This is a genomic window from Pantoea sp. USHLN298, from assembly GCF_037149395.1.
Classification (GTDB): domain Bacteria; phylum Pseudomonadota; class Gammaproteobacteria; order Enterobacterales; family Enterobacteriaceae; genus Pantoea; species Pantoea astica.
On the sequence record NZ_JBBCRO010000003.1, the window covers coordinates 421318 to 446945 of the forward strand.

27 protein-coding genes, 6 tRNA genes and 1 other RNA gene are annotated in these 25628 nt (G+C 55.5%); 17 read left to right on the plus strand and 17 right to left on the minus strand.

Features of this window, described 5'->3' with window-relative positions; all coding sequences use genetic code 11:
* Positions 1-79: 79 nt before the first annotated feature.
* Positions 80-155, minus strand: a tRNA-Ala gene (locus WFK59_RS09840).
* A 44-nt stretch (positions 156-199) separates the two neighbouring features.
* A tRNA-Ala gene (locus tag WFK59_RS09845) sits at positions 200-275 on the minus strand.
* Between the two features lie 358 nt (positions 276-633).
* On the opposite strand from WFK59_RS09845, the gene WFK59_RS09850 reads away from it, so the two are divergent.
* From WFK59_RS09850 to WFK59_RS09860, 3 genes are all read left to right on the plus strand, one after another.
* Complete coding sequence (locus tag WFK59_RS09850) at positions 634-1422, plus strand: formate/nitrite transporter family protein (protein WP_233987458.1); 789 nt, start codon at positions 634-636, stop codon at positions 1420-1422.
* Between the two features lie 112 nt (positions 1423-1534).
* Complete coding sequence (locus tag WFK59_RS09855) at positions 1535-1888, plus strand: YfeC-like transcriptional regulator (RefSeq protein WP_233987457.1); 354 nt, start codon at positions 1535-1537, stop codon at positions 1886-1888.
* A 24-nt stretch (positions 1889-1912) separates the two neighbouring features.
* Complete coding sequence (locus WFK59_RS09860; RefSeq protein WP_336755699.1) at positions 1913-2263, plus strand: YfeC-like transcriptional regulator; 351 nt, start codon at positions 1913-1915, stop codon at positions 2261-2263.
* 36 nt (positions 2264-2299) lie between these two features.
* Here WFK59_RS09860 and gltX read toward each other — a convergent pair whose 3' ends face one another.
* Positions 2300-3715, minus strand: coding sequence for a glutamate--tRNA ligase (gene gltX, locus WFK59_RS09865; protein WP_336755700.1), 1416 nt, complete (start codon positions 3713-3715; stop codon positions 2300-2302).
* Positions 3716-3984: 269 nt separating this feature from the next.
* On the opposite strand from gltX, the gene WFK59_RS09870 reads away from it, so the two are divergent.
* The 6 genes from WFK59_RS09870 to WFK59_RS09895 all read left to right on the plus strand — a co-directional run bounded on the left by WFK59_RS09870 (position 3985) and on the right by WFK59_RS09895 (position 5145).
* Positions 3985-4060 (plus strand) — tRNA-Val (locus WFK59_RS09870).
* 40 nt (positions 4061-4100) lie between these two features.
* Positions 4101-4176: transfer RNA gene (locus WFK59_RS09875), tRNA-Val, on the plus strand.
* A gap of 39 nt (positions 4177-4215) precedes the next feature.
* Positions 4216-4291 (plus strand) — tRNA-Val (locus WFK59_RS09880).
* A 4-nt stretch (positions 4292-4295) separates the two neighbouring features.
* Positions 4296-4371: transfer RNA gene (locus WFK59_RS09885), tRNA-Lys, on the plus strand.
* Between the two features lie 43 nt (positions 4372-4414).
* Positions 4415-4551, plus strand: a non-coding RNA gene (locus tag WFK59_RS09890) — RtT sRNA.
* Positions 4552-4800: 249 nt separating this feature from the next.
* The gene (locus WFK59_RS09895; protein ID WP_336755701.1) at positions 4801-5145 is read left to right on the plus strand and encodes a FlxA-like family protein; all 345 of its coding nucleotides are present in this window, start codon (positions 4801-4803) and stop codon (positions 5143-5145) included.
* Here WFK59_RS09895 and WFK59_RS09900 read toward each other — a convergent pair.
* Positions 5142-6062 (minus strand): LysR family transcriptional regulator, encoded by a 921-nt coding sequence (locus tag WFK59_RS09900; RefSeq protein ID WP_336755702.1) that lies wholly within the window; start codon positions 6060-6062, stop codon positions 5142-5144. The genes WFK59_RS09895 and WFK59_RS09900 overlap by 4 nt on opposite strands.
* A 96-nt stretch (positions 6063-6158) precedes the next feature.
* Between WFK59_RS09900 and WFK59_RS09905 the strand changes: the two genes are divergently transcribed.
* A complete protein-coding gene (locus WFK59_RS09905; protein WP_233987453.1) occupies positions 6159-7169 on the plus strand; it encodes a bile acid:sodium symporter family protein in 1011 nt (336 codons plus the stop codon).
* Positions 7170-7196: 27 nt separating this feature from the next.
* Here the strand turns inward: WFK59_RS09905 and WFK59_RS09910 are convergent, their stop codons facing one another.
* The 3 genes from WFK59_RS09910 to zipA all read right to left on the minus strand — a co-directional run bounded on the left by WFK59_RS09910 (position 7197) and on the right by zipA (position 10503).
* On the minus strand, positions 7197-7415 hold the full coding sequence (locus WFK59_RS09910; RefSeq protein ID WP_233987452.1) for a DUF3820 family protein: 219 nt from the start codon (positions 7413-7415) through the stop codon (positions 7197-7199).
* A 1-nt stretch (position 7416) separates the two neighbouring features.
* On the minus strand, positions 7417-9435 hold the full coding sequence (ligA, locus tag WFK59_RS09915; RefSeq protein ID WP_336755703.1) for an NAD-dependent DNA ligase LigA: 2019 nt from the start codon (positions 9433-9435) through the stop codon (positions 7417-7419).
* Positions 9436-9510: 75 nt separating this feature from the next.
* Complete coding sequence (gene zipA / locus WFK59_RS09920) at positions 9511-10503, minus strand: cell division protein ZipA (RefSeq protein ID WP_336755704.1); 993 nt, start codon at positions 10501-10503, stop codon at positions 9511-9513.
* A gap of 219 nt (positions 10504-10722) precedes the next feature.
* Here zipA and cysZ point away from each other — a divergent pair, with 219 nt between their 5' ends.
* The 6 genes from cysZ (at position 10723) to crr (ending at position 15678) form a co-directional block, all read left to right on the plus strand.
* On the plus strand, positions 10723-11490 hold the full coding sequence (gene cysZ, locus WFK59_RS09925) for a sulfate transporter CysZ (protein WP_233987449.1): 768 nt from the start codon (positions 10723-10725) through the stop codon (positions 11488-11490).
* Between the two features lie 141 nt (positions 11491-11631).
* On the plus strand, positions 11632-12603 hold the full coding sequence (gene cysK / locus WFK59_RS09930) for a cysteine synthase A (RefSeq protein ID WP_233987448.1): 972 nt from the start codon (positions 11632-11634) through the stop codon (positions 12601-12603).
* Between the two features lie 17 nt (positions 12604-12620).
* Positions 12621-12815 (plus strand): hypothetical protein, encoded by a 195-nt coding sequence (locus tag WFK59_RS09935; RefSeq protein ID WP_233987447.1) that lies wholly within the window; start codon positions 12621-12623, stop codon positions 12813-12815.
* Between the two features lie 173 nt (positions 12816-12988).
* Complete coding sequence (gene ptsH / locus WFK59_RS09940; RefSeq protein WP_003848868.1) at positions 12989-13246, plus strand: phosphocarrier protein Hpr; 258 nt, start codon at positions 12989-12991, stop codon at positions 13244-13246.
* Positions 13247-13407: 161 nt separating this feature from the next.
* Positions 13408-15135 carry a phosphoenolpyruvate-protein phosphotransferase PtsI gene (ptsI, locus tag WFK59_RS09945; protein WP_233987446.1) on the plus strand — a complete coding sequence of 576 codons (1728 nt, stop codon included), beginning with the start codon at positions 13408-13410 and terminating at the stop codon, positions 15133-15135.
* Between the two features lie 42 nt (positions 15136-15177).
* Entirely contained in the window at positions 15178-15678 is a 501-nt protein-coding gene (gene crr / locus WFK59_RS09950; protein ID WP_008926530.1) for a PTS glucose transporter subunit IIA, read from the plus strand.
* 64 nt (positions 15679-15742) lie between these two features.
* On the opposite strand, the gene WFK59_RS09955 is transcribed toward crr, so the two are convergent.
* The 10 genes from WFK59_RS09955 to WFK59_RS10000 form a co-directional block, all read right to left on the minus strand.
* Entirely contained in the window at positions 15743-17095 is a 1353-nt protein-coding gene (locus WFK59_RS09955) for an ATP-binding protein (RefSeq protein ID WP_233987445.1), read from the minus strand.
* The gene (locus WFK59_RS09960) at positions 17092-17772 is read right to left on the minus strand and encodes a response regulator transcription factor (protein ID WP_233987444.1); all 681 of its coding nucleotides are present in this window, start codon (positions 17770-17772) and stop codon (positions 17092-17094) included. Before WFK59_RS09960 ends, WFK59_RS09955 begins: the two co-directional genes overlap by 4 nt.
* A gap of 169 nt (positions 17773-17941) precedes the next feature.
* Positions 17942-18823: a cysteine synthase CysM gene (gene cysM / locus WFK59_RS09965; protein ID WP_233987443.1), complete on the minus strand. Its 882-nt coding sequence runs from the start codon at positions 18821-18823 to the stop codon at positions 17942-17944.
* An 80-nt stretch (positions 18824-18903) separates the two neighbouring features.
* Positions 18904-19992, minus strand: a complete 1089-nt coding sequence (gene cysA, locus WFK59_RS09970; protein ID WP_233987442.1) for a sulfate/thiosulfate ABC transporter ATP-binding protein CysA — start codon at positions 19990-19992, stop codon at positions 18904-18906.
* A complete protein-coding gene (gene cysW / locus WFK59_RS09975) occupies positions 19982-20857 on the minus strand; it encodes a sulfate/thiosulfate ABC transporter permease CysW (RefSeq protein WP_336755705.1) in 876 nt (291 codons plus the stop codon). Before cysW ends, cysA begins: the two co-directional genes overlap by 11 nt.
* Positions 20857-21690, minus strand: coding sequence for a sulfate/thiosulfate ABC transporter permease CysT (gene cysT / locus WFK59_RS09980; protein WP_336755706.1), 834 nt, complete (start codon positions 21688-21690; stop codon positions 20857-20859). The genes cysW and cysT overlap by 1 nt, the downstream gene beginning before the upstream one ends.
* Positions 21690-22706: a sulfate ABC transporter substrate-binding protein gene (locus WFK59_RS09985; RefSeq protein ID WP_293003029.1), complete on the minus strand. Its 1017-nt coding sequence runs from the start codon at positions 22704-22706 to the stop codon at positions 21690-21692. Before WFK59_RS09985 ends, cysT begins: the two co-directional genes overlap by 1 nt.
* Before the next feature lie 246 nt (positions 22707-22952).
* Positions 22953-23570 carry an RpoE-regulated lipoprotein gene (locus WFK59_RS09990; RefSeq protein ID WP_233987438.1) on the minus strand — a complete coding sequence of 206 codons (618 nt, stop codon included), beginning with the start codon at positions 23568-23570 and terminating at the stop codon, positions 22953-22955.
* Positions 23571-23635: 65 nt separating this feature from the next.
* Positions 23636-24103 (minus strand): DUF2919 family protein, encoded by a 468-nt coding sequence (locus tag WFK59_RS09995; RefSeq protein WP_233987437.1) that lies wholly within the window; start codon positions 24101-24103, stop codon positions 23636-23638.
* Positions 24093-24518 (minus strand): GNAT family acetyltransferase, encoded by a 426-nt coding sequence (locus tag WFK59_RS10000; protein ID WP_233987436.1) that lies wholly within the window; start codon positions 24516-24518, stop codon positions 24093-24095. Before WFK59_RS10000 ends, WFK59_RS09995 begins: the two co-directional genes overlap by 11 nt.
* A gap of 207 nt (positions 24519-24725) precedes the next feature.
* Between WFK59_RS10000 and amiA the strand changes: the two genes are divergently transcribed.
* Positions 24726-25577, plus strand: coding sequence for an N-acetylmuramoyl-L-alanine amidase AmiA (gene amiA, locus WFK59_RS10005; RefSeq protein ID WP_233987435.1), 852 nt, complete (start codon positions 24726-24728; stop codon positions 25575-25577).
* Positions 25578-25628 lie beyond the last annotated feature (51 nt).

The following is a 25628-nucleotide window of genomic DNA, read 5'->3' on the forward strand; positions in this document are numbered from 1 at the left end:
AGAATGTCAGACAGGGAAAGATTACGCCGTTAAGCGAAAAGTCAGATTCGGAAATGTTGACAGCGACGTGTCAGAAAAATGGTGGAGATAAGCGGGATCGAACCGCTGACCTCTTGCATGCCATGCAAGCGCTCTCCCAGCTGAGCTATACCCCCACATCTGGAATCGTTTTTCAGTGCCAAACTTTTGGGAAGAAGTTTGGTGGAGCTAAGCGGGATCGAACCGCTGACCTCCTGCATGCCATGCAGGCGCTCTCCCAGCTGAGCTATAGCCCCGAACCGAAAAACTGTCGCGTTAAGCGACGGACGGCATAATATGAAACCCCCTCCAGGGTGTCAACGGCAAAATCACATTCTGTGTCTGATCGCTGAAAAAGGCGGCAACCTTAGCGGTTTCAGCAGCATGGCAACGGCCCAAACGTGACCTGTCGGCTCTGATCGCTTTTTTTATGTTATTCAGACGGCCGCCAGGTTAAATCAGGGTTAAATATGTTATAGGAATTTTCTTGTCTTCAGCTTTTCCCCATGCAAAACTTAGCGCGCTAATTAAGCGGCCACCGGGACCCTCTCCCGCCAGCCGCGCGTCCACCAGGCGTTTACCGTCCCATTAATCAAAAAAAACTATAGAGATAATATGTCGCTGCATACACCAAAAGAAATCGCACAACTGGCGATCCAGGCCGGCGTGGCTAAAAGCCGTGCGCCTGTCAGCATCCTTCTGATCCTCGGCTTTATGGCGGGTGCCTTTATTGCTACCGGCTTCCTGCTGGATCTGCATGTAATTAACTCTCTGCCTGCTGACTGGGGTTCATTCGGCGGCCTGCTGGGCGCAGCGGTCTTCCCGGTCGGTTTGATTCTGACAGTACTGGCCGGCGGCGAGCTGCTGACCGGCAATATGATGACCTTACCGGTTGCCTGGTTTGCCCGTCGTATTTCGTTTTTCAGCGTGGCGCGTAACTGGTTTTGGGTGACGCTGGCCAACTTCCTCGGCAGCGTGGCTGTGGCCTGGTTCTTTGGTCACATGCTGGGCATGACCGAAGGAGATTACCTGAAGAAGACGGTGGCGATCGCGTCAGCAAAAGTCCACGCCGACTTCCTGCACGCCTTTATATCGGGCATCGGCTGTAACTGGCTGGTCTGTCTGGCGGTCTGGCTGGCATTCGCCAGTAAAGATGTGGTCGGGAAAATCTTTGGCATGTGGTTCCCGGTGATGGCCTTTGTTGCCATCGGCTTTCAGCACGTTGTCGCGAATATGTTTATCATTCCGGCCGCCATCTTCGCCGGCCAGATGAGCTGGGCAGAATATTTCCCCAACTTCGTGGCGGTGTTTTTAGGTAATGGCGTCGGCGGTGCAGTTTTCGTCGGTCTGGCCTACTTCCTCGCGTTCCGTCCGGCGGTTGAACCGGCCAGCAGCGTGCAATAAATCAACGCTTGCCTTTTGTCGAGTGGCAAAAGGCAATTTCACCTTCAGTTACTTTCACCCGTTACGTTTTGCTGTAATATGTACTGCTAATGTATTTAACAGGGACAGCATCGTGAAAAAGGAATGGCTCACTCCCGAAGAGCTGGCGGCGGAAACGGGTTACAGTCGGCAAACGGTGAACAAATGGATCAAGCGGGAAAACTGGACCACCACGCCGAAGCCCGGTGTACAAGGCGGTAAGGCTCGCCTGATCCATATTGATGAGCGTGTAAAAAATTTCATCCAGTCAACGCGCAATCTGAACGAACCCTCAGCAACCTATGGTACAGCGCCTCAATCATTGCCTGCGTTATTAATAAGTTCCGTCCAGCAAATGAGTCAGGCAGAGCAGGATCAGTTCACCGCATTAATATTACGTGAAGGGATCAAGGGTGTTTTGCTGCGGCTGGGGATTAGCGAAGAGTAAAAGATCATTATCAGGGAAAGTGATGTGAAAAAGGAATGGCTCACACCTGCCGAGCTCGCCATGGAGACAGGCGTCAGCCGACAGACAGTGAACAAGTGGATTAAGCGCGAAAACTGGACCACCCAGCTCAGGCCTGGGGTTCAGGGCGGCAAAGCGCGACTCATTCATATTGATGAACGCGTGGAAAAGTTCATTCAGTCGACGCGGAATCTGCATGAGCCAGTCGCCAGATATCATGTCCCGGCCGATTCAACAACACTATTACTGCGTACCCTCCAGCAAATGAGTCCGGCTGAACAGCAAAAGCTTTCAGCACTCATCCTACGGATTGGAATAAAAGGGATACTGCAGCGGCTGGATATCAGTGAAGAGTAAAAGAAACCGGAAGCAGACTGCTTCCGGCTGGTTTGTTTAGGCCTGCGCTTCACGCTCACTGATGAAAGCCAGCGCCTGCTCAATACGCGCGACGCTGCGGTTCCGACCAATCGCTTCAACGGTGACATCCAGACCGGGTGACTGACCCGCTCCCGTTACCGCCACACGCAGCGGCATACCTACTTTCCCCATCCCGACTTCCAGCTCATCTGCGGTGCTCTGAATCGCCTGATGAACGTTTTCGGCTGTCCAGTCGCTGATGGCTGCCAGCTTGTCACGCACCACTTCCAGCGGCTGACGCGCTACCGGACGCAGATGTTTTTTCGCGGCATCGGCGTCAAACTCTGCAAAATCTTCGTAGAAATAGCGGCAGGAAGCGGCCATCTCTTTCAGCGTTTTGCAACGTTCACCCAGCAGGCCAACCAGCTTCGCCAGTTCCGGACCGGTGCGGGTATCAATTTTTTGTTCTTCAATATGCCACTGCAGATGGGTCGCGACATATTCTGGCGGCAGCGCATTAATGTAATGGTGATTCAGCCACTGCAGTTTTTCTGTATTAAAGGCACTGGCCGATTTGCTGACCGCATCCAGCGTAAACAGCTCGGTCATCTCGGCAACGCTGAAGATCTCCTGATCGCCGTGGGACCAGCCGAGGCGGACCAGGTAGTTCAGCAGCGCTTCCGGCAGGTAACCATCATCGCGGTACTGCATCACGCCAACGGCGCCATGACGTTTGGAGAGCTTCTTGCCGTCATCACCGAGGATCATCGATACGTGTGCATAAACCGGCACCTGCGCGCCAATCGCTTTCAGGATGTTGATTTGACGCGGGGTGTTATTGATATGGTCTTCGCCACGGATAACGTGGGTAATTCCCATATCCCAGTCATCCACCACCACGCAGAAGTTATAGGTCGGTGAACCGTCGGTGCGGCGGATGATCAGATCATCCAGCTCCTGGTTGCTGAATTCAATCGGACCGCGGATCTGGTCGTCAAAAATCACCGAACCCTCTTGCGGGTTGCGGAAACGCACCACGCACGGCTCATCGGCGGCGTGATGCTCGTGACTGTCACGGCAGCGGCCGTCATAACGCGGTTTTTCGCCATCTGCCATCTGCTGTTCACGCAGGGCTTCGAGGCGCTCTTTCGAGCAGTAGCATTTATACGCGGTGCCCGCTGCCAGCATCTCATCAATCACCGCGTTGTAGCGATCGAAGCGTTTGGTCTGGTAATACGGGCCTTCGTTCCAGTCGAGGCTCAGCCAGTTCATGCCATCCATGATGGCTTCAATGGCTTCCGGTGTGGAGCGCTCCAGATCGGTATCTTCAATACGCAGCACAAACTCGCCCTGGTTGTGGCGGGCGAAGAGCCAGGAGTAAAGTGCGGTACGAGCGCCGCCCACATGTAAATAGCCGGTAGGGCTGGGCGCGAAGCGAGTTTTGATTTTCATTGAGTATTGCCTTAAATGCGCGGGTTCTCTGTCTGGATGACAAAAAACAGGTTAGACGCGAAATAGTGGGCACATTCTAGCATCTGGCGGTGAATCCTCAATGCGTGCCCGCCGCCTGCGCCCCAGGAAAAGGGCCTTTTCTGCCAGTAAAACCAGCACATTGACTAAAAGCGCGACAGGATGTTTAAAAATAAACCGAACGCACATTTATGTTTTAAAAAGCGTTGACTCAAAATCTACTATCCCTATAATGCGACTCCACACAGCGGGGGTGATTAGCTCAGTTGGTAGAGCATCTCCCTTACAAGGAGGGGGTCGGCGGTTCGAGCCCGTCATCACCCACCACTCTAAACCAGTGGCCCGCAGTGAACAGGATATAAGATATGGGTGATTAGCTCAGTTGGTAGAGCATCTCCCTTACAAGGAGGGGGTCGGCGGTTCGAACCCGTCATCACCCACCATATCTTAGTGTGATACACGCCTGTTAAGCAGTACGAAGTGGGTGATTAGCTCAGTTGGTAGAGCATCTCCCTTACAAGGAGGGGGTCGGCGGTTCGAGCCCGTCATCACCCACCACTTCGGGTCGTTAGCTCAGTTGGTAGAGCAGTTGACTTTTAATCAATTGGTCGCAGGTTCGAATCCTGCACGACCCACCAATTCAGAATAAAGCGCCTTTATGGCGCTTTTTTCGTTTCTGTGGCACAGCGCTGAACGTGCCGGATGAGAAACTGCCGCAGGTTCGACTGAATCGCCGGGAGCGATTCAGGCTGATGCGACAGCATCACCCGCAGGGCGAGGCCCCGGACGGGCCGAGGCTTATCCTGCACGACCCACCAATTCAGAATAAAGCGCCTTTATGGCGCTTTTTTCGTTTTCAGGGCACAGCGCTGAACGTGCGGGATGAGAAACTGCCGCAGGTTCGACTGAATCGCCGGCAGCGATTCAGGCTGATGCGACAGCATCACCCGCACTCATCTCACCCTACTCTGCCCGTGCCGCTCTTTTCCCCCCACCCTGACACTTTTCTTCTCAAGTCATTTTCCTGCACGCCGATAACGTTATTGACTAATTGCAGGGAGAAAATGATGTCATCAATATCCGGGATTTTAAGCAGTGCAGTCAGTGGCGGTGACAGCGGCGGCGGCAGTGTAGCGTCGCAGGTGGCCGCGCTGAGTAAACAGATTCAGAACATCACTAAACAACTCAAAGATCTCTCCGGCAACGCCGATCTGACGGACAAACAGAAAGCTGAAATGCAGCAGATGTATGAATCGCAGATCACCATGCTGGAGGCGCAGATTGCGCAGTTGCAACAGAAGCAAGCTGAACAGGCTGAGCAGAAAAGTGACAGCAGCAGCCAGACCGGTGAAATCAAAGCGGACGGGGTTAATCGTCCCACTGACGCTAACCAGCTGGACGTCTATATCTAAAACGCCGGTCTGACCGCGCGTTGTTGCGCCAGCAGCGCTGCCTGCTGGCGCACCTCTTGCCAGATCGCTTCAGCGGCAGGCGTCAGCGAGCGATTTTTGCGTTTAATCAGCATCAGGCTGCGATTGATCTCCGGATACAAACGCCTCACCGTCAACGCTCGCCCGGCCGGCAGCGGCAAAGCCAGCGCCGGTAAAATGCTGATGCCGATCCCTGCCTCAACCATTGGGAATAGCGTGGCGGGATGCCCAATATCCTGCACCACCTCGACATGAATCTGCTGCTGCTGCATCGCTGCATCAATCAATACCCGACTCCCTGACGCGTAATCCTGTAGCACCATCGTGCGGCCCTCCAGCATGGACCATTGCGGCTGTTCAACCTGCGCCAGCGGATCGTCATCGCGGCAGAGCAGCAGAAAGGGCTCGTCGAGAATGGCGAGGTAATCGAAATCGGCATCGCTGAGCGGACCAATGATGATGCCAAAATCGACCTCGGCGTTGCGCACGCTTTGCAATACCCACTGCTGGGCGCGATCGTGGAGTATCACTTTGATATCGGGAAAATGTTGCTGACTGGCCGCCAGGCATTGCGGCACCAGATGGGCTGAAATGGTCTGGCTGGCCGCCAGCCGTACCGTGCCGCTGCGCTGCTCGCCGTAACTGCGGATATCCAGCAGCGTGGTATTGATCTCCTCCAGCAATCGCTCCATCCGTGTCGCCAGCTGCTGTCCGGCTTCGGTCAGCATCACTTCCCGGGTGGTGCGGTCCAGCAGGCGTACGCCAATCTCCGCTTCCAGCTCTTTGATACTGTGACTGACCGCCGACTGGCTCAGGCCGATCGCCTGTCCGGCCTGACTGAAACCGCCGTGATGGGCGACCGCAATAAAGGTTCGCAGCTGGCGCAGGGTGTAATTCATCGATTTAGCTCATAGATTAATTCAATAAATCAATTTTATTTCTAAACCCGCTTCGCGCACAATCATTACCATTCAATATTTAACCGGACTTTAACAATGGGATTTTTAAAGCTCGATCCGATGATGGTGAAACTCATCATCACCGTATTGCTGGCCACGTTCCTGCCCGCGAAAGGCATCTATGTCGATATCTTCGACTATCTCGCCACTGCCGCTATTGCGCTGCTGTTCTTCATGCACGGTGCCAAACTTTCGCGTGAAAAAATCATTGCGGGCAGCAGCCACTGGCAGCTGCATCTGTGGATTATGTTCAGCACCTTTGTGCTGTTCCCGGCGCTGGGCTTGCTGCTGGTCTGGTGGCATCCGGTTAACGTTGGCCCGGAAATCTACACCGGCTTTATTTATCTCTGCATTTTGCCTGCTACCGTGCAGTCAGCCATCGCCTTTACCTCTATCGCGGGCGGCAACGTGGCAGCGGCAGTGTGCAGCGCTTCCGCCTCCAGTCTGCTGGGCGTCTTCATCTCTCCGCTGCTGGTTAATCTGGTGATGGATGTGCATAGCAGCGCTCCGACCGATGGTCTTGAACAGATCGGGAAGATCATGCTGCAGTTAATGGTGCCCTTTATCCTCGGACACCTTTCCCGCCGCTGGATTGGCGGCTGGATTGAGAAACACCGCAGCCTGATTGGTAAAACCGATCAGACATCGATTCTGCTGGTGGTCTACTCAGCCTTCAGTGAAGCGGTCGTGAATGGCATCTGGCATCGAGTTGGGGTGGTTACGCTGCTGTGGATTCTGGCGGGATCGGTGCTGTTGCTGGTCGCGGTGCTGCTGATCAACCTGCTGGCATCTCGTCTGTTCCGCTTTAAGCGCGCCGACGAAATTGTGGTGCTGTTTTGTGGCTCGAAGAAGAGCCTGGCGAACGGCGTCCCGATGGCGAATATTCTGTTTCCGGCCAGCACGGTAGGGATCATTGTCCTGCCGCTGATGATTTTCCATCAGGTTCAGTTGATGGTCTGTTCGTTTATCGCCGGACGCTATAAGAAGAGTGGTGAGAAGCAACAGGCTCAGCAGGTTAAAGCCTCGGTGATGGAGTCACAGAAGTAAAAAACAGCCCGCCGGCGCGGGCTGGTTTCAGTCAGCGGCCTTGAGCGGTTTCACTAACCCTTCAAGGCCTTCGATTTTGATCGCCAGCGTCAGTTGCATCAGTTCACCGAGCGGGCCTGACGGAAAATCTCCGCTGCGGGCAAACCACAGCAGATAAGGCTCAGGCAGATCGATCAGCATCCGCCCTTTGTACTTGCCAAAAGGCATCGCGGTATTGGCAATAGCCACCAGCTGGTGCTTATCCATTTCAGGCACCCAGCAGGCGGATCATTTCCGCTTCATCGATCACTTCAATCCCCAGTTCCTGCGCTTTTGCCAGCTTAGAACCGGCCGCTTCACCGGCAATCAGCAGATCGGTTTTCTTTGACACGCTTCCGCTCACCTTCGCACCCAGCGCCGTCAACTGCGCTTTAGCGTCATCACGGTTCATCTGCGACAGCGAGCCAGTCAGCACCACGGTTTTACCGGCAAACGGGCTGTTGATCTCTTCCGCTCTCACCACCACCACCGGCGGCCAGTGAATGCCAATCTCGTCGACCAGCTGGCGGATCACCTCGCGGTTGCTCTCCTCTTCCATAAAGTTTCGCACGTGGGACGCGACCACCTTGCCGACATCCTGTACCGCGATCAGCGCGTCCAGATCGGCATCCATCACTTTTTCCAGTTCACCAAAATGGTTCGCCAGATTAGCGGCGGTGGCTTCACCCACTTCGCGGATACCGAGCGCATACAGGAACCGCGCCAGCGTGGTCGACTTCGCTTTCTCCAGCGCATCCACCACGTTCTGCGCCGACTTCGGGCCCATCCGGTCAAGGCCCGTCAGCAGACCGGCGGTCAGACGGAACAGGTCGGCCGGGGTTTTGACATACTCTTTTTCTACCAGCTGGTCGATAATCTTATCGCCCATGCCGTCAACGTCCATCGCCCGGCGCGAAACGAAGTGCTTCAGCGCCTCTTTACGCTGGGCGCCGCAGATCAGTCCACCGGTACAGCGCGTAACGGATTCACCTTCTACCCGCTCAACATCCGAACCACAGACCGGGCAATGCGCCGGAAACACCACTTCGCGCGCATCATCGGGACGTTCCGTCACCACCACATTGACCACCTGCGGGATCACATCGCCCGCCCGGCGAATCACCACCCGGTCGCCAATGCGTAAGCCCAGTCGCTCAATTTCATCGGCGTTATGCAGCGTGGCATTACTGACGATGACACCCGCCACCTGAACCGGCTCCAGTCGCGCCACCGGAGTAATCGCGCCGGTACGCCCGACCTGAAACTCAACGTCACGGACCCAGGTCATCTGCTCCTGAGCCGGAAACTTAAAGGCGATGGCCCAGCGTGGCGCGCGCGCAACAAAGCCCAGCTGCTCCTGCAACGCCTGTGAATCGACTTTGATGACCACGCCATCGATATCAAAACCGAGCGCGGGACGCTGTTGCTCAATCTCACGATAAAAAGCCAGTGCCTCTTCCGCGTTGTGCGCCAGACGAATCCGGTCGCTGACCGGCAATCCCCAGGCTTTAAACTGTTGCAGCCGCGCCATGTGGCTATGCGGGATCTCGCCGCCTTCCAGCAGGCCAAAGCCGTAGCAGAAGAAGGTGAGCGGACGCTTAGCGGTGATGCGGGGATCAAGCTGGCGCAGCGATCCGGCTGCCGCATTACGCGGGTTGGCAAAGACTTTGCCATCGGTGCGACGCGCTTCCTCATTCAGCTTTTCAAAGCCGCGCTGGGTCATAAACACTTCACCGCGCACTTCCAGTCGCGCCGGGATGTTGTCACCTTTCAGCCGCAGCGGGATGGCGCGAATGGTGCGCACGTTGGCGGTAATATTCTCGCCAGTCGTACCATCACCGCGCGTTGCGGCCCGAACCAGCAAACCGTTTTCATACAGCAGGCTGACCGCCAGTCCATCCAGCTTGAGTTCGCAGCAGTAGGTGATGTCGTCACTGTTTTTCAGTCGATCCTGCACCCGTTTGTTGAAGGCCAGAAAGGTTGCTTCATCAAAGGCGTTATCCAGTGACAGCATCGGAACTTCGTGTCGCACCTGCTCGAACACCGTCAGCGGCGCGGCCCCGACCCGCTGAGTGGGTGAGTCAGGGGTAATCAGTTCGGGATGCGCCTCTTCCATCTGGCGCAGTTCGCGCATCAGACGATCGTACTCGGCGTCCGGGATTTCCGGGGCATCCATAACGTGATAGAGGTATTCATGATGGCGCAACGTAGTGCGCAGTTCGGTGATTTGATCCTGGACGGATTTCATAAAGCCCCATCAGATAAAAAACCCCCGACAGGCGGGGGTTTGTTTTAACAATTCAGATAACCGTTAGCGCAGGTCTCAGACGCCGACCACATCGCGAATACGCGCTTTGTAGGTTTCCAGCTTCTGTGGTGTCATCATCCGGCGCTCATCATCCAGCACCACACCGCCAACATCATCTGCGATACGCTGCGCCGACTGTAACATCAGCTTGAAGTTCTGATTCGCATCACCGTACGACGGCACCATCATAAAGATAGAGATGCCAGGCGTGCTGAAGTCGGTCATCAGGTCAGGATTGAACGAACCTGGCTTAACCATGTTGGCCAGGCTAAACAGCACCGGGCCGCTGCCTGCCGGGCTGAGATGACGATGGAAAATGTTCATTTCGCCAAACTGGAAGCCCGCCTGCAGAATGCCCTGCAGCAGCGCTTCACCGTTCAGTTCGCCACCGGAGTGTGCGGCCACATGCAGTACCAGTACTGCCTCTTTCGGCTTCTCGGCTGGCGCTTTGGTTTCAGGCGCTGGCGCGGCAATGATTTCAGACTGTGGCTCTGGCTCAGCCTGATACAGCGGTTCCGGCTGCACCGATTCCAGTGGGTCTGAATCCAGCAGCGGGTCAGCCTGTACCGGCGGTGCGACAAAGGTCGGCGCGGGCTGCGGCTGACGAACCGGCTCCGGGCGCGGCTGTGGTTTAGGCTGTGGCGCCGTATCGAACAGCGGATCGCTCTCAGGTTCAGACTGCGGTGCAGGTCGCGGTGCGGGTTGACGCACAGGCTCAGCAGGCGCGGCTTTACGCGGCGCTTGTGGCTGTGAATCGCGAACTTCATCAAAACGCGGTTCCTGATGAGCCGAACGCTCAGGGCGTACACGGACCTCACCGACGCCGTCGTCCTCGTCGTCAATCAGATCCTGCTCATCATGTTCATCACGTTGTTTAAGACGTTTGTGCGGGCGATCGCGGAACATTGACGAGCGCTCTTTTCGGCTGGTCCACAGCCCGTGAAGAAGGAGCGCTATAATGGCGATCGCACCAACAACGATTAATATCAGACGCAAATCCTGCATCATTGTATTCTCTGTTGTTCCAATACCTTGCCACCGCGGCAAACTTTATCCTCTAACTGTATTTGCCCTGCCAGACAAGTGCAAGTCTGTACAGGATTTTTCTGACAAATAAGATAGCCTATCGATGCTTTCTCGCTGCTTTTTTACCCAAACGGCAGATTGTCAGCAGAAAAAGCCAGGTTATAGTAGGCGCGCCTTAACATCTTCAGGAGAGTTGGCTTTATGGCCCTTGAGAATCCCGTCTCAAATTTTAACGGTGTGCACTACTTTAGTCAGGGCTGGAAACTGGTGCGTTTACCTGGCATCCGGCGTTTTGTGGTGATGCCATTGCTGATTAACATCGTTATGCTGGGCGGCGCGTTTATCTGGCTGTTTTATCGCCTCGGCGACTGGATCCCACGACTGATGGCGTCGATCCCGGAGTGGTTACAGTGGCTGAGCTATCTGTTGTGGCCGCTGTCAGTGATTGCGATTGTGCTGGTATTCAGCTACTTCTTCTCGACGCTGGCGAACCTGATCGCGGCCCCATTCTGCGGCCTGCTGGCTGAGCAGCTCGAAGGGCGTCTCACCGGTAAGCCCCTTCCCGACAGCGGCTGGATCGGTCTGATTAAGGATGTGCCGCGCATTATGAAGCGTGAGCTGCAAAAGCTGGGCTACTACCTGCCGCGCGCCGTCGGTCTGCTGCTGCTCTATTTTATTCCCGGCTTCGGCCAGACCGTTGCGCCGGTACTGTGGTTCCTGTTCAGCGCCTGGATGCTGTCAGTGCAATATTGCGACTATCCGTTCGATAACCATAAAGTGCCTTTCCAGCAGATGCGCAACGCTTTGCGGCAGCACAAAACCGCTAACATGCAGTTTGGCGCCCTGATTAGTCTGTTCACGATGATTCCGATTCTTAACCTCGCCATCATGCCGGTGGCTGTGTGCGGCGCTACGGCAATGTGGGTTGATCGCTATCGGCTGCAGCTGGCCCGCACTGGCCAGCGCTGACAGCGTCAGCTGGCCTTATGCTCTTTTTTGCAGGGCTTATTGCCGGCTGAAATATAGATATGCGATTTCTTTCCTTCCGCACCCAGGCAGAACAGGTATGCTCAGAGGGTTCCCAATAATTCATACAGTTAAGGGCAGGCTATGAGTAAGATCTATGAAGACAACTCTTTGACAATTGGTCATACGCCGCTGGTTCGCCTGAACCGCATCGGTAACGGCCGCATCCTTGCGAAAGTTGAATCCCGTAACCCGAGCTTCAGCGTAAAATGCCGTATCGGTGCCAATATGATTTGGGACGCAGAGAAACGTGGCATTCTGAAACCGGGCGTTGAGCTGGTTGAACCGACCAGCGGTAACACCGGTATCGCGCTGGCCTATGTGGCGGCCGCGCGCGGTTACAAACTGACGCTGACCATGCCGGAAACCATGTCAGTCGAGCGCCGTAAATTGCTGAAAGCGCTGGGCGCACAGCTGGTGCTGACCGAAGGCGCCAAGGGCATGAAAGGCGCTATCGGCAAAGCCGAAGAGATTGTTGCCAGTAATCCGGATAAATATGTGCTGCTGCAGCAGTTCAGCAACCCGGCGAACCCCGAAATTCATGAAAAAACCACCGGACCCGAAATCTGGGAAGACACCGATGGCGAAGTCGATGTGTTCATTGCCGGCGTTGGCACCGGCGGTACGCTGACCGGCGTGAGCCGCTACATCAAGAACACCAAAGGCAAGAAGGATTTGATTTCAGTGGCGGTTGAACCCACTGATTCCCCTGTAATTGCCCAGGCGCTGGCCGGTGATGAAATCAAGCCCGGCCCGCATAAAATTCAGGGCATCGGTGCCGGTTTCATTCCGGGTAACCTTGACCTGAACCTGATCGATCGGGTGATTGCCATCAGCAACGAAGAGGCTATCAGTACCGCGCGTCAGCTGATGGAAGAAGAAGGTATCCTGGCCGGTATCTCATCCGGCGCTGCGGTAGCTGCGGCACTGAAGCTGCAGGAAGATGAAGCCTTCGCCAATAAGAACATCGTGGTGATTCTCCCCTCTTCCGGCGAACGCTACCTGAGTACCGCCCTATTTGCCGATCTCTTTACCGAAAAAGAGCTGCAGCAGTAACGGACGGAAGTCTGAAAATGGAGAAAAAAGCACCCGAATGGGTGCTTTTTTGTGGTGCAGATCTCACTTTCACCACCAGACAGATTGATTTCAGTGACGTGGCTCTGGTATTTAGACTGCCAATTATTTCGATGCCTGAAATTAATCCCTCTTTGAAGTGGATCAAGCTGAATCGATTTACGGATTTGGCGAAACGGCGATTAACGGCATAATTACCCGGTGACGTGTAGAATCGTTTTTGACACGCAACGGAATTGAAAAATTCATTCATGCGCGTCGTTGGTCAGCATGACGCTATACCCGCGCACCTACACAGGCTAAAGTGACGGCTCCAGGCTAGACTTTAGATCCAAAACACTCATCCTGATAACGTTGGGGAAATAGAATGTTCCAGCAAGAAGTTACCATTACCGCACCAAACGGTCTGCACACTCGCCCAGCTGCGCAATTCGTAAAAGAAGCCAAAGCTTTCCAGTCAGAAATTACCGTGACCTCTAACGGTAAATCAGCGAGCGCAAAAAGCCTGTTCAAACTGCAGACGCTGGGTTTAACTCAGGGTACTGTCGTGACCCTTTCCGCGGAAGGTGAAGACGAGCAAAAAGCAGTTGAGCATCTGGTTAAACTGATGGCTGAACTGGAGTAACTTCCGCTCAGCTTTCCAGCAAATCGACTCCTCTGCGCCATTGAGTGCAAACATCTTGATCGCGGACAATCTGTCCGCGTTATTGCTTTCGTAGAGTACGTGTCCCGCGACAATGGCACCGCATAGAGTCCAATCAGCCATCGTGATTAAAAGGTAAGGTTATGATTTCAGGCATTTTAGCATCACCAGGTATCGCTTTCGGCAAAGCACTGCTGCTGAAAGAAGACGAGATCGTCATCAACCGCAAGAAAATTTCTGATGACCAGGTTGAGCAGGAAGTTCAGCGCTTCCTCGATGGCCGCAGCAAGGCGGCAGTACAACTGGAAGCGATTCGCGTCAAAGCGGGTGAAACCCTCGGTGAAGAGAAAGCCGCCATCTTCGAAGGCCACATCATGTTGCTGGAAGATGAAGAGCTGGAGCAGGAAATCATCGACCTGATCAAAAAAGATCACGCCTCTGCTGACGCCGCTGCCTACTCTGTGATTGATGGCCAGGCGAAAGCGCTGGAAGAGTTAGATGACGAATACCTGAAAGAGCGTGCGGCTGACGTGCGTGACATCGGTAAACGTCTGCTGCAGAACATCCTTGGTCTGCATATCGTTGACCTGAGCGCTATTCAGGACGAATCCATTCTGGTGGCCAAAGATTTAACGCCGTCAGAAACCGCTCAGCTGAACCTGAAAAAGGTGCTGGGCTTTATTACTGATTTGGGTGGCCGTACCTCGCACACCTCAATCATGGCGCGTTCACTGGAGATCCCGGCGATTGTCGGTACCGGTAACGTCACCGCCAACATCAAAAACGGCGACTTCCTGATTCTGGATGGCGTTAATAATGCTATTCACGTCAATCCTTCTGAAGCCCTTCAGGAAGAGCTGAAAGCAGTACAGACCCAGTATCTGTCTGAAAAACATGAATTAGCCAAACTGAAAGATCTGCCCGCGGTCACGCTGGACGGTCATCAGGTAGAAGTATGCGCGAACATCGGTACCGTACGCGATATCGCTGGTGCTGAGCGTAACGGCGCAGAAGGCGTCGGCCTCTACCGCACCGAGTTCCTGTTCATGGACCGTGACTCGCTGCCAAGCGAAGAAGAGCAGTTCCAGGCTTACAAGGCCGTGGCTGAAGCGATGGGTTCGCAGGCGGTTATCGTGCGTACCATGGACATCGGCGGCGACAAAGATCTGCCGTACATGAACCTGCCGAAAGAAGAGAACCCGTTCCTCGGCTGGCGCGCGATTCGTATCGCCATGGATCGCAAAGAGATTCTGCATGCTCAGCTGCGTGCTATCCTGCGTGCCTCATCCTTCGGCAAACTGCGCATTATGTTCCCGATGATCATTTCGGTTGAAGAAGTGCGCAGCCTGAAAGCGGAACTGGAGTTGCTGAAAGCCCAGCTGCGTGAAGAAGGCAAAGCGTTTGATGAGAGCATCGAAGTCGGCATCATGGTGGAAACCCCCGCTTCGGCCGTGATTGCTCACCATCTGGCGAAGGAAGTCGACTTCTTCAGTATTGGGACCAACGACCTGACGCAGTATACTCTGGCGGTCGATCGTGGTAATGATTTGATCTCGCACCTGTACAACCCAATGACGCCGTCAGTGCTTAACTTAATCAAGCAAGTCATTGATGCATCTCACGCTGAAGGCAAATGGACTGGCATGTGTGGTGAGCTGGCAGGTGATGAACGTGCTACACTACTGTTACTGGGAATGGGGCTGGACGAGTTCAGCATGAGTGCCATTTCTATCCCTGGCATCAAGAAAATCATTCGTAATACTAATTTCGAAGATGCGAAGGCATTGGCGGAGCAGGCACTGGCTCAACCGACAGCGGATGATTTGATGAACCTGGTTAACAAGTTCATCAAAGAAAAAACGCTCTGCTAATCTGCGAGATGCTGGCCCCAAATTACTGCTTAGGAGAAGATCATGGGTTTGTTTTCTAAACTTTTTGGCGAAAAAACAGATAGCGCTGGGACAATTGATATCGTAGCGCCTCTGTCAGGCGAAATCGTGAATATTGAAGACGTACCAGATGTGGTGTTTGCAGAAAAAATCGTGGGCGACGGTATTGCGATCAAACCGAGCGGCAACAAGATGGTTGCGCCTGTTGATGGCACTATTGGCAAGATTTTTGAAACCAACCACGCTTTTTCAATCGAATCGGATAACGGCATTGAGCTGTTCGTCCACTTCGGTATCGATACGGTTGAACTGAAAGGTGAAGGCTTCAAACGCATCGCTGAAGAAGGCCAGAAGGTCAAAAAAGGCGATGTGGTCATCGAGTTCGATTTACCGCTGCTGGAAGAGAAAGCAAAATCAACCCTGACGCCGGTTGTCATCTCCAACATGGATGAAATCAAGGAATTGATTAAGCTGTCTGGCCAGGTCACCGTCGGCGAAACGCCGGTGATTCGCATCAGGAAGTAAGCATCATTGATTAAACATAACGGCACCTTCGGGTGCCGTTATTGTTTCTGACAGACGGGAAAACTCAGGGCTGCTGCCAGCGCGGTAAACGCAGCGTCAGTTCCAGGCCACCATCAGGTCGGTTCATCGCTTTAACGTCGCCATGATGCGCCAGCACCACTTTACGCACGATTGCCAGCCCCAGACCATAGCCTTTGCCCATCAGCGGAGAGTTAACCCGTACAAACGGGTCGAAGATGCTGGATAACTTCTCTTCATCCACGCCCGGTCCCTGATCCCGCACCCGAATCGCCAGCCACTGTTGCTCCGCACTTAAACGAACGTCAATCAGCTGACCGGGAAGGGAAAAGCGCAGCGCATTACGCAGCACATTCTCAACGCCGCGTCGTATCAACTCGGCATTGCCGCGCACGGTATAATCCGCCGCTTTATCCACCTGAAACTCGACCCTGACACCCGGGATCTGCGCCTCGTAACGGACATCGGTCACTACCGCATCGAGTAAACCGGTCAGGTCAAAGTATTGCTCGTCGGGAATGCTTTCATGTTCAGCGCGCGACAGGGTTAACAACTCGCCGATCATCTTATCCAGCCGACGCGCCTCCTCATCAATCCGATCGAGCGAACTGCCGACGCTTTCCGGCGTCTGCCGTGCCAGGCCGGTGGCCAGCTGCAGCCGCGCCAGCGGTGAGCGCAGTTCATGGGAGATATCGTGCAGCAACTCTTCACGCGCCCGCACCAGCGTCTCCAGCCGTTCCACCATCGCATCGAAGGCTTCCGCCACGTTGGAAATCTCGTCGTGCCGTTTACGCATCATGGGAAACAGCCGCACGCTTAGATCGCCTTCTGCGACCCGGGAAAAACCTTCGCGCAGTTGACGCATTGGTCGGGTCAGGTTCCAGGCCAGCAGCAGGCTGAACAGCAGCCCGACCGAACCGGCAAAGACAAACATCGGCTCAGGAATATTGAGGAACTTGCGCGGCATCATATTCATGCTGCTGTCTTCGCGCATACCCTTGATGTTGTAACGCAGCTCATACTCTTTGCCATCCGCGCCGTGCACCCAGCGTACCACCTGGTCAGGTATCGGTCCCTGAAACGGTAAATTCAGCCGCTCGGGCAGGTTGGGCTGAAGTGCGGGTCGGGAATGCTGGGTAACGGTAAAAAACTGGCGATCGTTAGGCTCCCAGCCCGCCATCATATCTTCCAGTGCGTCAGGCCCGCCCCGCTCCAGCACCGACACCGCCGAGGCCATTTGCAGATCGACGGTACGACGGATGGCGACGATTTCAGGCGGCTCATGGCGTTTACCGGAGAGGGAAAAGCCCAGCCAGATTAACTGGCTCATGATAACGAACACCACCCAGAAGCCGATCAGGATCTTCCAGAACATCCGTCCACGGTAGCTTTGCTTCATCGAATACGGTAACCAATACTGCGTACGGTCTCAATATTGATGCTGTCCGCGGTTAAGGCGCTTAACTTCTGACGGATGTTGCTGATATGAACATCGACGCTGCGGTCATAGGCTTCACGCGGACGACCCAGCCCCTTCTCTGACAGCTCATCTTTCGATACCACCCGATCCGGCGCACGCAGCAGCAAATCCAGCAGGTTAAATTCTGACGCCGTTAAATCAAACGCTTTACCCTGCCATTCGGTGATGCGGGTAGCGGGATTCAGCGTCAGCTCGCGCCAGCGCAGCGGCTCTTTGGTGTCAGGCTGCGGCGCCTGCTCTTCGAAACGACGCAGCACCGCACGCAGACGGGCCACCAGTTCTCGCGGATAGCAGGGTTTTGGCATGTAATCATCCGCGCCCATCTCCAGGCCAATCACCCGATCGATGTTGTCGCCTTTGGCGGTCAGCATGATGACCGGCAAGCGGCTGTTCTGTCGCACCTGGCGCAGCACATCGATACCGCTCATATCGGGCAGCATGATATCCAGAATCATGGCGGTATAGTGTCCGGACAGCGCGCCCTGAACACCGGCGCTGCCGGTTAACACCAGCTGCGCATCGAACCCTTCGGCAATCAGGTACTGGCTTAACATGGTGCCTAATTCAACGTCATCATCTACAAGCAGGATTTTCATTTTTATCTCTCGTACAAAATTGCCGCTATTTTGTCCTGTGCCGGGAAAAGGCGCAGCCTGATTTACGTGATCCTTACAGATTTAGCACCACAGCCAGCTTCAGGCCACGTAAAAAAAAGCCTGCGGGCAGCGATAACGCGCGCGCAGGCCGGTTCAGGCGGAGAGAGCGTTACTGATAGAGACCGGTGGAGAGATAGCGATCGCCACGATCGCAGGCGATCGCCACCACCACGCTGCCGGGATGCGCAGCGGCGATACGCAGTGCGCCCGCAACCGCGCCGCCAGAGCTGACGCCGCAGAAGATCCCTTCCCGTCTTGCCAGTGCGCGCATCGTCTCTTCCGCTTCCTGCTGCGACATGTCAATCACATCATCCACCAGATTAGGCCGGTAAATGCCCGGCAGATAGGCCAGCGGCCAGCGGCGAATACCCGGAATACTGCTGCCTTCGCTGGGCTGCAAACCGATTACCTGCACGCCGGTATTGTGCTCTTTCAGGTAACGCCCGACGCCGGTAATGGTGCCGGTGGTGCCCATGCTGGAGACAAAGTGGGTCATCCGCTGGTTTGACTGTTGCCACAGCTCGGGGCCGGTGGTCTGATAATGGCCCAGCGGATTGTCGGGGTTGTTGAACTGGTCAAGTACCCGACCTTCACCGCGTGCCGCCATCGCCTGCGCCAGGTCGCGCGCGCCCTCCATTCCCTGCTCGCGCGACACCAGCACCAGTTCGGCACCGTAGGCACGCATTGCATCCTGCCGTTCCTGGCTCATGTTGTCCGGCATCAGCAGGCGCATCCGATAGCCTTTCATCGCGGCGATCATCGCCAGCGCAATGCCGGTGTTGCCGCTGGTGGCTTCAATTAACTGATCGCCTGGCGTGATTTCGCCGCGCAGCTCTGCCTGATGGATCATCGACCAAGCCGCGCGATCCTTGACCGATCCCGCCGGATTATTGCCTTCCAGCTTGAGCCACACCTCACTGCCGTTAGCGGGCGTCAGGCGCTGCAACTTAATCAGCGGCGTATTGCCGATGGTATCTTCGAGAGTCGTCACGGTGTTGTTCCTGGCGTATTACAAAAAAATGGCAAAAAAAAGGCGGGAGTCACACTCCCGCCGGTGTTGATGAGAAAATATCAGGCGCTCTGAGCAAAGGCAACTGCGCGCAGCGGGGTGTCGCCCTGATAAAGACGCGCCTGCTGCAGGCCAACGAACAGGCGTTCGCCACGGATCGGCGCGGTCTGCTCGCCTTCAAAGACCAGCGAGAACGGCTCGCTCTGCCAGCCAGTGGGTTGCACCACCAGTTGCCAGAAATGGCCGCGCGGGCTGATCTCCAGTACCTGCACCGGCAGCGGCGTTTCCAGGCTGCTACGGCGTGAGACATCAATTTCCCACGGACGCAGGAACAGTTCGACCGCTCCCTGATGCGCTGAGGTATAACCCAGCGGCCAGTGATGGGCGCCGACGTGGAATTGTGAGCCCTGGATCTCGCCGTCAAAGCGATTTACTTCACCGAGGAACTCCAGCACAAAGCGGGTCGCCGGATCGCGCCACACATCGTCTGGGGTACCCACCTGTTCGATATTGCCCTGGCTCATCACCACCACGCGATCCGCCACTTCCATCGCCTCTTCCTGGTCATGGGTGACGAACACGCTGGTAAATTTAATCTCTTCATGCAGCTGACGCAGCCAGCGGCGCAGCTCTTTACGCACCTGTGCATCCAGCGCACCAAATGGCTCATCCAGCAGCAGGATTTGCGGTTCGACGGCTAAGGCACGCGCCAGCGCCACACGCTGCTTCTGACCGCCTGACAGCTGCGCCGGGAAGCGATTCGCCAGGTGCGCCAGTTGTACCATCTCCAGCAGGCGGGTGACGCGCTGCTTAATCTCCGCAGAGGACGGACGTTCCCGGCGCGGCAGCACGGTCAGGCCAAAGGCGATGTTGTCGAATACCGTCATATGACGGAACAGCGCATAGTGCTGAAAGACAAATCCGACCTGACGATCGCGCGCATGGAGGCGGCTGACATCGTTACCGTGAAAACGGATCTGACCGCTGTTCTGATGTTCCAGCCCGGCAATAATGCGCAACAGCGTAGTTTTCCCCGAACCTGACGGGCCCAGTAACGCCACCATCTCGCCCGAGGCAATATCAAGAGAGATATCGTTCAGCACCGACGTGCGACCAAAGGATTTGTTGATCTTGTTAATCTCAATGCTCATGATTTCCCTCCTGTTGCAAGCGAGCGTGCTGTTGCGCTAAGCGCCATTGCACAATGCTTTTCAGAAACAGCGTAACAATTGCCATCAGCGTCAACAGCGCGGCGGCGGTGAACGCGCCAACGGTGTTGTAATCCTGATGCAGTAATTCAATCTGAAGCGGTAAGGTATAGGTCTCACCGCGAATCGATCCCGATACCACCGAGACCGCACCAAATTCACCAATCGCGCGGGCGTTGGTCAGCACGATGCCATACAGCAGCGCCCAGCGGATATTCGGCAGCGTGACGCGACGGAACATCTGCCAGCCGGAAGCGCCTAACAATACTGCTGCCTCATCTTCATGACTGCCCTGGCTCAGCATCACCGGCACCAGTTCACGCACCACAAACGGACAGGTGACAAATACCGTTGCCAGCACCATGCCAGGCCAGGCAAACATAATCTGAATGTTATGGGCATCCAGCCAGCCGCCCGCCGGACCGTTCACGCCCCAGAACAGCAGATACATCAGACCGGCGACCACCGGTGAGACGGCAAACGGAATATCAAACAGCGTCAGCAGCAGTTGCCGTCCGGGAAAGGTAAAGCGCGTCACCAGCCAGGCGAGCAGCGTGCCAAACACCAGGTTAACCGGCACGGTAATCAGCGCCACCATCACGGTCAGCCAGATAGCGTGCAGCATGTCAGGGTCCGCCAGGTTGCTAAGGGCGACAATCAGCCCCTGATTCAGTGCTTCCCAGAAGATCGAAGCCATCGGCACCACCAGCAGCAGTATCGACACCAGCGCGCCAATACCGATCAGCAGCCATTTGCCCCAGTTGACCGGCTGGCGGGCAGCATGATTAAGTTGCGAAACCTCTGCCATTAGTGGCCTCCCAGACGACGGCCAAAGCGGCTCTGTAATGTGTTAATCGCGAACAACAGAATCAGCGAGGCGGCCAGAATCACCGAGGCGATAGCGCTGGCTGCCGGATAATCGAACTCCTGCAGCCGGACAAAAATCATCAGCGAGGTCACTTCGGTTTTCCAGGCGATGTTGCCGGCAATGAAAATCACCGCGCCAAACTCACCCAAGCTGCGGGTAAAGGAGAGCGCCGTGCCGGCCAGCAGCGCGGGTGCGACTTCCGGCAGCACCACGCGGCGAAAGCTCTGCCACGGCGTTGCGCCGAGCGTTTCCGCGGCCTCTTCATATTCCGCGCCTAACTCCTCCAGCACCGGCTGCACGGTACGCACCACAAACGGGATGCTGGTGAACGCCATCGCAATCGCAATGCCGATCCAGGTGTAGGAAATTTTGATATCAAAATGTGCGAACCACTGTCCGTACCAGCCGTTAACTGAAAACAGTCCGGCCAGCGTCAGACCCGCCACGGCGGTCGGCAGCGCGAACGGCAGATCCATCAGGCCATCCAGCAGCGTCCGGCCAGGAAAGCGATAACGGGTCAGGATCCACGCCATCAGCATGCCGAACACGGCGTTGAACAGTGATGCGACACCCGCAGAGAGCAGCGTCACTTTATAGGCGGCAATCAGCTGTGGATTGGTGACCACGTCCCAGTACTGTTGCAGCGTCATTTGCGACAGCTGCATAATCACGGCACTGACCGGCAACAGCAGAATCAGACAGGTAAACAGCAGGCTGGTGCCGAGGCTGATACCAAAGCCGGGCAATACACGTTTCTGGCTGGCTGCAAACATTATCCGCGCCCCGCCGCTAACAATTTGTCGAGCTCACCGCCGCTGACGAAGTGGGTCTGCATGACCTTATCCCAGCCGCCAAACGCCTCTTCAACCCGGAACAGCTCGGTTTGCGGGAAGCGATCCTTCTGCTCCGCCATCAGTTGCGGGTTGTTCACCCGATAGTAATAGCGGGTAATGATCGCCTGCGCGGCGGGTGTATAGAGATAGTTCAGGTAAGCGCTGGCCGCGTCGGCCGTGTTGTTATGGGCGACATTTTTATCCACCCACGCCACCGGAAACTCCGCCAGGATGTCGGTTTTCGGCACCACCACTTCATACTGATCTTTACCGTACTGATTACGGATATTGTTCACTTCCGACTCAAAGCTGATCAGCACATCGCCCAGCCCACGTTCGGCAAAGGTCGTGGTTGCGCCGCGACCGCCGGTATCGAACACTTCCACATTTTTCAGGAACTGGGTCATAAAGGCGCGGGTTTTGGCCTGATCGCCGCCATCAGCCTTGTCCGCTGCGCCCCAGGCCGCCAGATAGGTATAGCGACCGTTGCCGGACGTTTTTGGATTGGGGAAGATCAGCTTCACGTCGCTGCGGGCCAAATCAGACCAGTCATGGATCTGCTTTGGATTGCCCTTGCGCACCAGGAACGCCATGGTGGAGTAGAACGGCGAGCTGTTGTTAGGCAGGCGGCTTTTCCAGTCCGCCGCAATCAGGTTGCCTTTATCATGCAGCACCTGCACGTCAGTGACCTGATTGTAAGTCACGACATCGGCGCGCAGCCCCTGCAGGATCGCCAGTGCCTGTTTCGAGGAACCGGCATGTGACATCTTGATGGTCAGCGGATCGGCAGGATGGCTGGCATCCCACTGCTTGATGAAGGGCGCATTCAGGGCAACAAACAGCTCACGCGATACGTCGTAGGAGCTGTTAAGTAATTCAGTGGCATGAGCTGCGCCGGCCAGGCTCAGCGACAACGCGAGACCGCTCACGATTTTTTTCATCGCTTGTAATGTCATTTGGCACCCTGAAAAAGTTTGATGCGGATCTCACCCGCTGAGGCACCAGTTTATTTATAACTCTGTGAAAACCAGTAACGGTTTTATATATCGTTTGATGATTTCAAAGTCGAAAAAAGCATAAGACGGCGGCGAAGTTTATGCCGTTTTCAGCAAAAGCGGAGGCGGACGTCGCGTGACGTCCGCCAGAGGATTCAGGAGTGAGAGGGGATGACCGGCCCGCCGCCGCTAACAGCGCTGGCGCGCTTAACGTTGCCAGACGATCTTGCTGAGCTTCCAGTTTTTCAGCGTATCGTCTGACGGCATCAAACCTTCCGGTCCATGCCAGTCGCCATGATAGACATAGGTCAGATGCTGGCTGCCGGGCGCACGGCACGCCACGTCACGCGCATCGGTGCCGCTGGCTAAGGTGCAGTTGTCGAAGGCTTTACTGAATTTATTGCTGAACAGATCGCCGATTTTGCTGCCATCAGCGCTGGCAATATTGCCGTCCATCACCTCAATCCGTTCTGGCTGTGTCTGACCGTAGACCACCAGTTTAACCTCGCCCTCTTTCAGCGCCTGCCAGAAGGAAACCACTTCGCCATTGTGGCTGCGCATCCCCTGACGCAGGGTGTAATCCCCGTTCAGTCCGTCATTGATGGCGCTTTCATTCATGGCGGTCGAGGCGGTCACGCCACCCACACCCTGCTCGGTCACGGTCAGTGAGGAACCAAACCAGTTCCACGGCAGCGCCGAAGACCAGTGATAACTCAGCGGATTCCACCAGCTTACCTGCTGGCTACGGTCAGCGCCGGAACCCGAACTGGCACAGCCGCTCAACACAACGGTGGCCATCAGTAGCGTGGTACGAACAGCTTTCATGAAAACTCCTGTTAATGCGATGCCGGAAAGGCGGAACTGATTGGAGTCGCAAAGCGGCAAAAAGTTTATTTAAGATGGTGTTCAGGCAAAAAGCAGTCGCGCAGGCGACGGTTGCTTTGCAGCCAGATCAACGCCAGCAGATCAAACAGCGTCAGCAGCAGCGGCAGTGGTGAACTGAGCAGATCGCCCTGGGCAAACTGCGCGCCCTGCCACAGTAAATTCACCAGCAGCGACAGCGCCAGCACGCTACGCCAGTGTTGCCATAGCCGCGGCCAGCGCGACCGGTAACCGGTCAGCAGCAGACCCGCCAGCGCCGGTAAGCCCAGTGCGAGGCCAGTCCAGAACGCCTGCGAGTCAGGATAAAACAGTGCCAGCAGATCGTTGCCCTGCTGACGTGAGGCCCCCGCCATCACCAGCAGCAGCCAGGTACGCGCCTGCAGCAACAGGATCAGCCAAAAAAGAAACGGCAGCCGCAGCTGCCCTTTGCCGTCATATTCATCCGGCAGATAGTCGGGTGAAGGATTAATATTCACGATCTTCAATCAGACGCTTGCCGTAGAGCAGCACATCGACCGGCTCATAATCGAGCTTCTCGTAAAACGCCACCACCTGATCGTTCTCTTCACGGATCATCAGATGCAGTTTCGGACAGCCGCGGGCAATCAGTTTCTTCTCCAGCCGGTTCATCAGCGCGTTGGCAAAACCACGGCCCTGATAATCGGGATGGACCGCCAGATAGTATGCCGCGCCGCGATGACCATCGTAACCGCCCATCAGCGTACCGACAACCACGCCGCCCACTTCAGCGACCAGGAAAAGATCGGGGTCGTGATGCATTTTACGTTCGATGTCCAGCTCCGGATCGTTCCATGGCCGTAACAAATCGCAACGTTCCCATAAGGTGATCACTTCTTCAAAATCTTCCTGCCGGAAGGCGCGGATTTCCATCTTCTTTACCTGCAACTAAGCACAATTTGCTGATTATCACGCATTCTTCGGCGCACGCAACCCTCGCCTCGCTGGCAGCAAATAAAAAACGCAATTTTTCTGTTCGCGGACTGAAATACAAAGTAATGCCCTGAAATGTTTCAGAGATCGCAGCCAGCATAGCGTTACGCTATAACATCGGCAGGATTTTTCTTAGCGGGCCTGTCCATGCAATTGCTTAAACGTTTGATTCACCGTCGTCAGTTACTGCTTTCCGGGCTGGCGCTGGCCATTTTATCGCCGCGTGCCGTTCAGGCCAAAGAGGCGTCTGCCGCGCTGCAGAACAGTACGCGTCATCCGCGCCCGGCTCCGCCAGCAAAAGGAGGTAAACGCATCGTGATGCTCGACCCTGGCCACGGCGGCATCGACTCCGGCGCGGTGGGCGAAGAGGGATCGGAAGAGAAACATATCGTGCTGGAAATTGCTGGCAATGTGCAGCGTGAGTTACAGAATCATCCGCACATTGAAGTCCGGCTGACGCGCGACAGCGACCATTTTATTCCGCTCTACCAGCGGGTTGAGATTGCCCATCAGCACGGCGCGCATCTGTTTATGTCGATCCATGCCGATGGTTTCACCAGTCCGGACGCCAATGGCGCCTCGGTCTTTGCTCTCTCTAATCGCGGCGCCAGCAGTTCGATGGCGCGTTATCTGTCGCAGCGCGAGAATGATGCCGACAAGCTGGGCGGCGAAAAGGTCCAGCAGCAGGATCACTATCTGCAGCAAATCCTGTTCGATCTGGTTCAGACCGATACCATCAAAAACAGCCTGACGCTGGGCAAGCATGTGCTGGATCAGATTCGGCCAGTGCATCATCTGCACAGTCAGCACACGGAACAGGCGGCGTTTGCGGTACTGAAGTCTCCGTCGATTCCTTCAGTGCTGGTCGAAACCTCCTTTATTACTAATCCGCGTGAAGAACAGTTGCTCGGGACTCATGCGTTTCGTCAGAAAATTGCCGCCGCCATCGCCGGTGGCATCGTTAATTACTTTGACGAATTTGATCGCCGCAATGCCTGATCCCGGCTAACCGTTCATGGCGCTGTGCCTGCCGCAGCCATGCAAGCCGCC

Bases quoted from the DNA above. Each gene is read 5' to 3' on its own strand.
- WFK59_RS09850 (WP_233987458.1), top strand. From the start codon at position 634: ATGTCGCTGCATACACCAAAAGAAATCGCACAACTGGCGATCCAGGCC.
- gltX (WP_336755700.1), bottom strand. From the start codon at position 3,715: ATGAAAATCAAAACTCGCTTCGCGCCCAGCCCTACCGGCTATTTACAT.
- WFK59_RS09895 (WP_336755701.1), top strand. From the start codon at position 4,801: ATGTCATCAATATCCGGGATTTTAAGCAGTGCAGTCAGTGGCGGTGAC.
- WFK59_RS09900 (WP_336755702.1), bottom strand. From the start codon at position 6,062: ATGAATTACACCCTGCGCCAGCTGCGAACCTTTATTGCGGTCGCCCAT.
- WFK59_RS09905 (WP_233987453.1), top strand. From the start codon at position 6,159: ATGGGATTTTTAAAGCTCGATCCGATGATGGTGAAACTCATCATCACC.
- WFK59_RS09910 (WP_233987452.1), bottom strand. From the start codon at position 7,415: ATGGATAAGCACCAGCTGGTGGCTATTGCCAATACCGCGATGCCTTTT.
- ligA (WP_336755703.1), bottom strand. From the start codon at position 9,435: ATGAAATCCGTCCAGGATCAAATCACCGAACTGCGCACTACGTTGCGC.
- zipA (WP_336755704.1), bottom strand. From the start codon at position 10,503: ATGATGCAGGATTTGCGTCTGATATTAATCGTTGTTGGTGCGATCGCC.
- cysZ (WP_233987449.1), top strand. From the start codon at position 10,723: ATGGCCCTTGAGAATCCCGTCTCAAATTTTAACGGTGTGCACTACTTT.
- cysK (WP_233987448.1), top strand. From the start codon at position 11,632: ATGAGTAAGATCTATGAAGACAACTCTTTGACAATTGGTCATACGCCG.
- WFK59_RS09935 (WP_233987447.1), top strand. From the start codon at position 12,621: ATGGAGAAAAAAGCACCCGAATGGGTGCTTTTTTGTGGTGCAGATCTC.
- ptsH (WP_003848868.1), top strand. From the start codon at position 12,989: ATGTTCCAGCAAGAAGTTACCATTACCGCACCAAACGGTCTGCACACT.
- ptsI (WP_233987446.1), top strand. From the start codon at position 13,408: ATGATTTCAGGCATTTTAGCATCACCAGGTATCGCTTTCGGCAAAGCA.
- crr (WP_008926530.1), top strand. From the start codon at position 15,178: ATGGGTTTGTTTTCTAAACTTTTTGGCGAAAAAACAGATAGCGCTGGG.
- WFK59_RS09955 (WP_233987445.1), bottom strand. From the start codon at position 17,095: ATGAAGCAAAGCTACCGTGGACGGATGTTCTGGAAGATCCTGATCGGC.
- WFK59_RS09960 (WP_233987444.1), bottom strand. From the start codon at position 17,772: ATGAAAATCCTGCTTGTAGATGATGACGTTGAATTAGGCACCATGTTA.
- cysA (WP_233987442.1), bottom strand. From the start codon at position 19,992: ATGAGCATTGAGATTAACAAGATCAACAAATCCTTTGGTCGCACGTCG.
- cysW (WP_336755705.1), bottom strand. From the start codon at position 20,857: ATGGCAGAGGTTTCGCAACTTAATCATGCTGCCCGCCAGCCGGTCAAC.
- cysT (WP_336755706.1), bottom strand. From the start codon at position 21,690: ATGTTTGCAGCCAGCCAGAAACGTGTATTGCCCGGCTTTGGTATCAGC.
- WFK59_RS09985 (WP_293003029.1), bottom strand. From the start codon at position 22,706: ATGACATTACAAGCGATGAAAAAAATCGTGAGCGGTCTCGCGTTGTCG.
- WFK59_RS09990 (WP_233987438.1), bottom strand. From the start codon at position 23,570: ATGAAAGCTGTTCGTACCACGCTACTGATGGCCACCGTTGTGTTGAGC.
- WFK59_RS10000 (WP_233987436.1), bottom strand. From the start codon at position 24,518: ATGGAAATCCGCGCCTTCCGGCAGGAAGATTTTGAAGAAGTGATCACC.
- amiA (WP_233987435.1), top strand. From the start codon at position 24,726: ATGCAATTGCTTAAACGTTTGATTCACCGTCGTCAGTTACTGCTTTCC.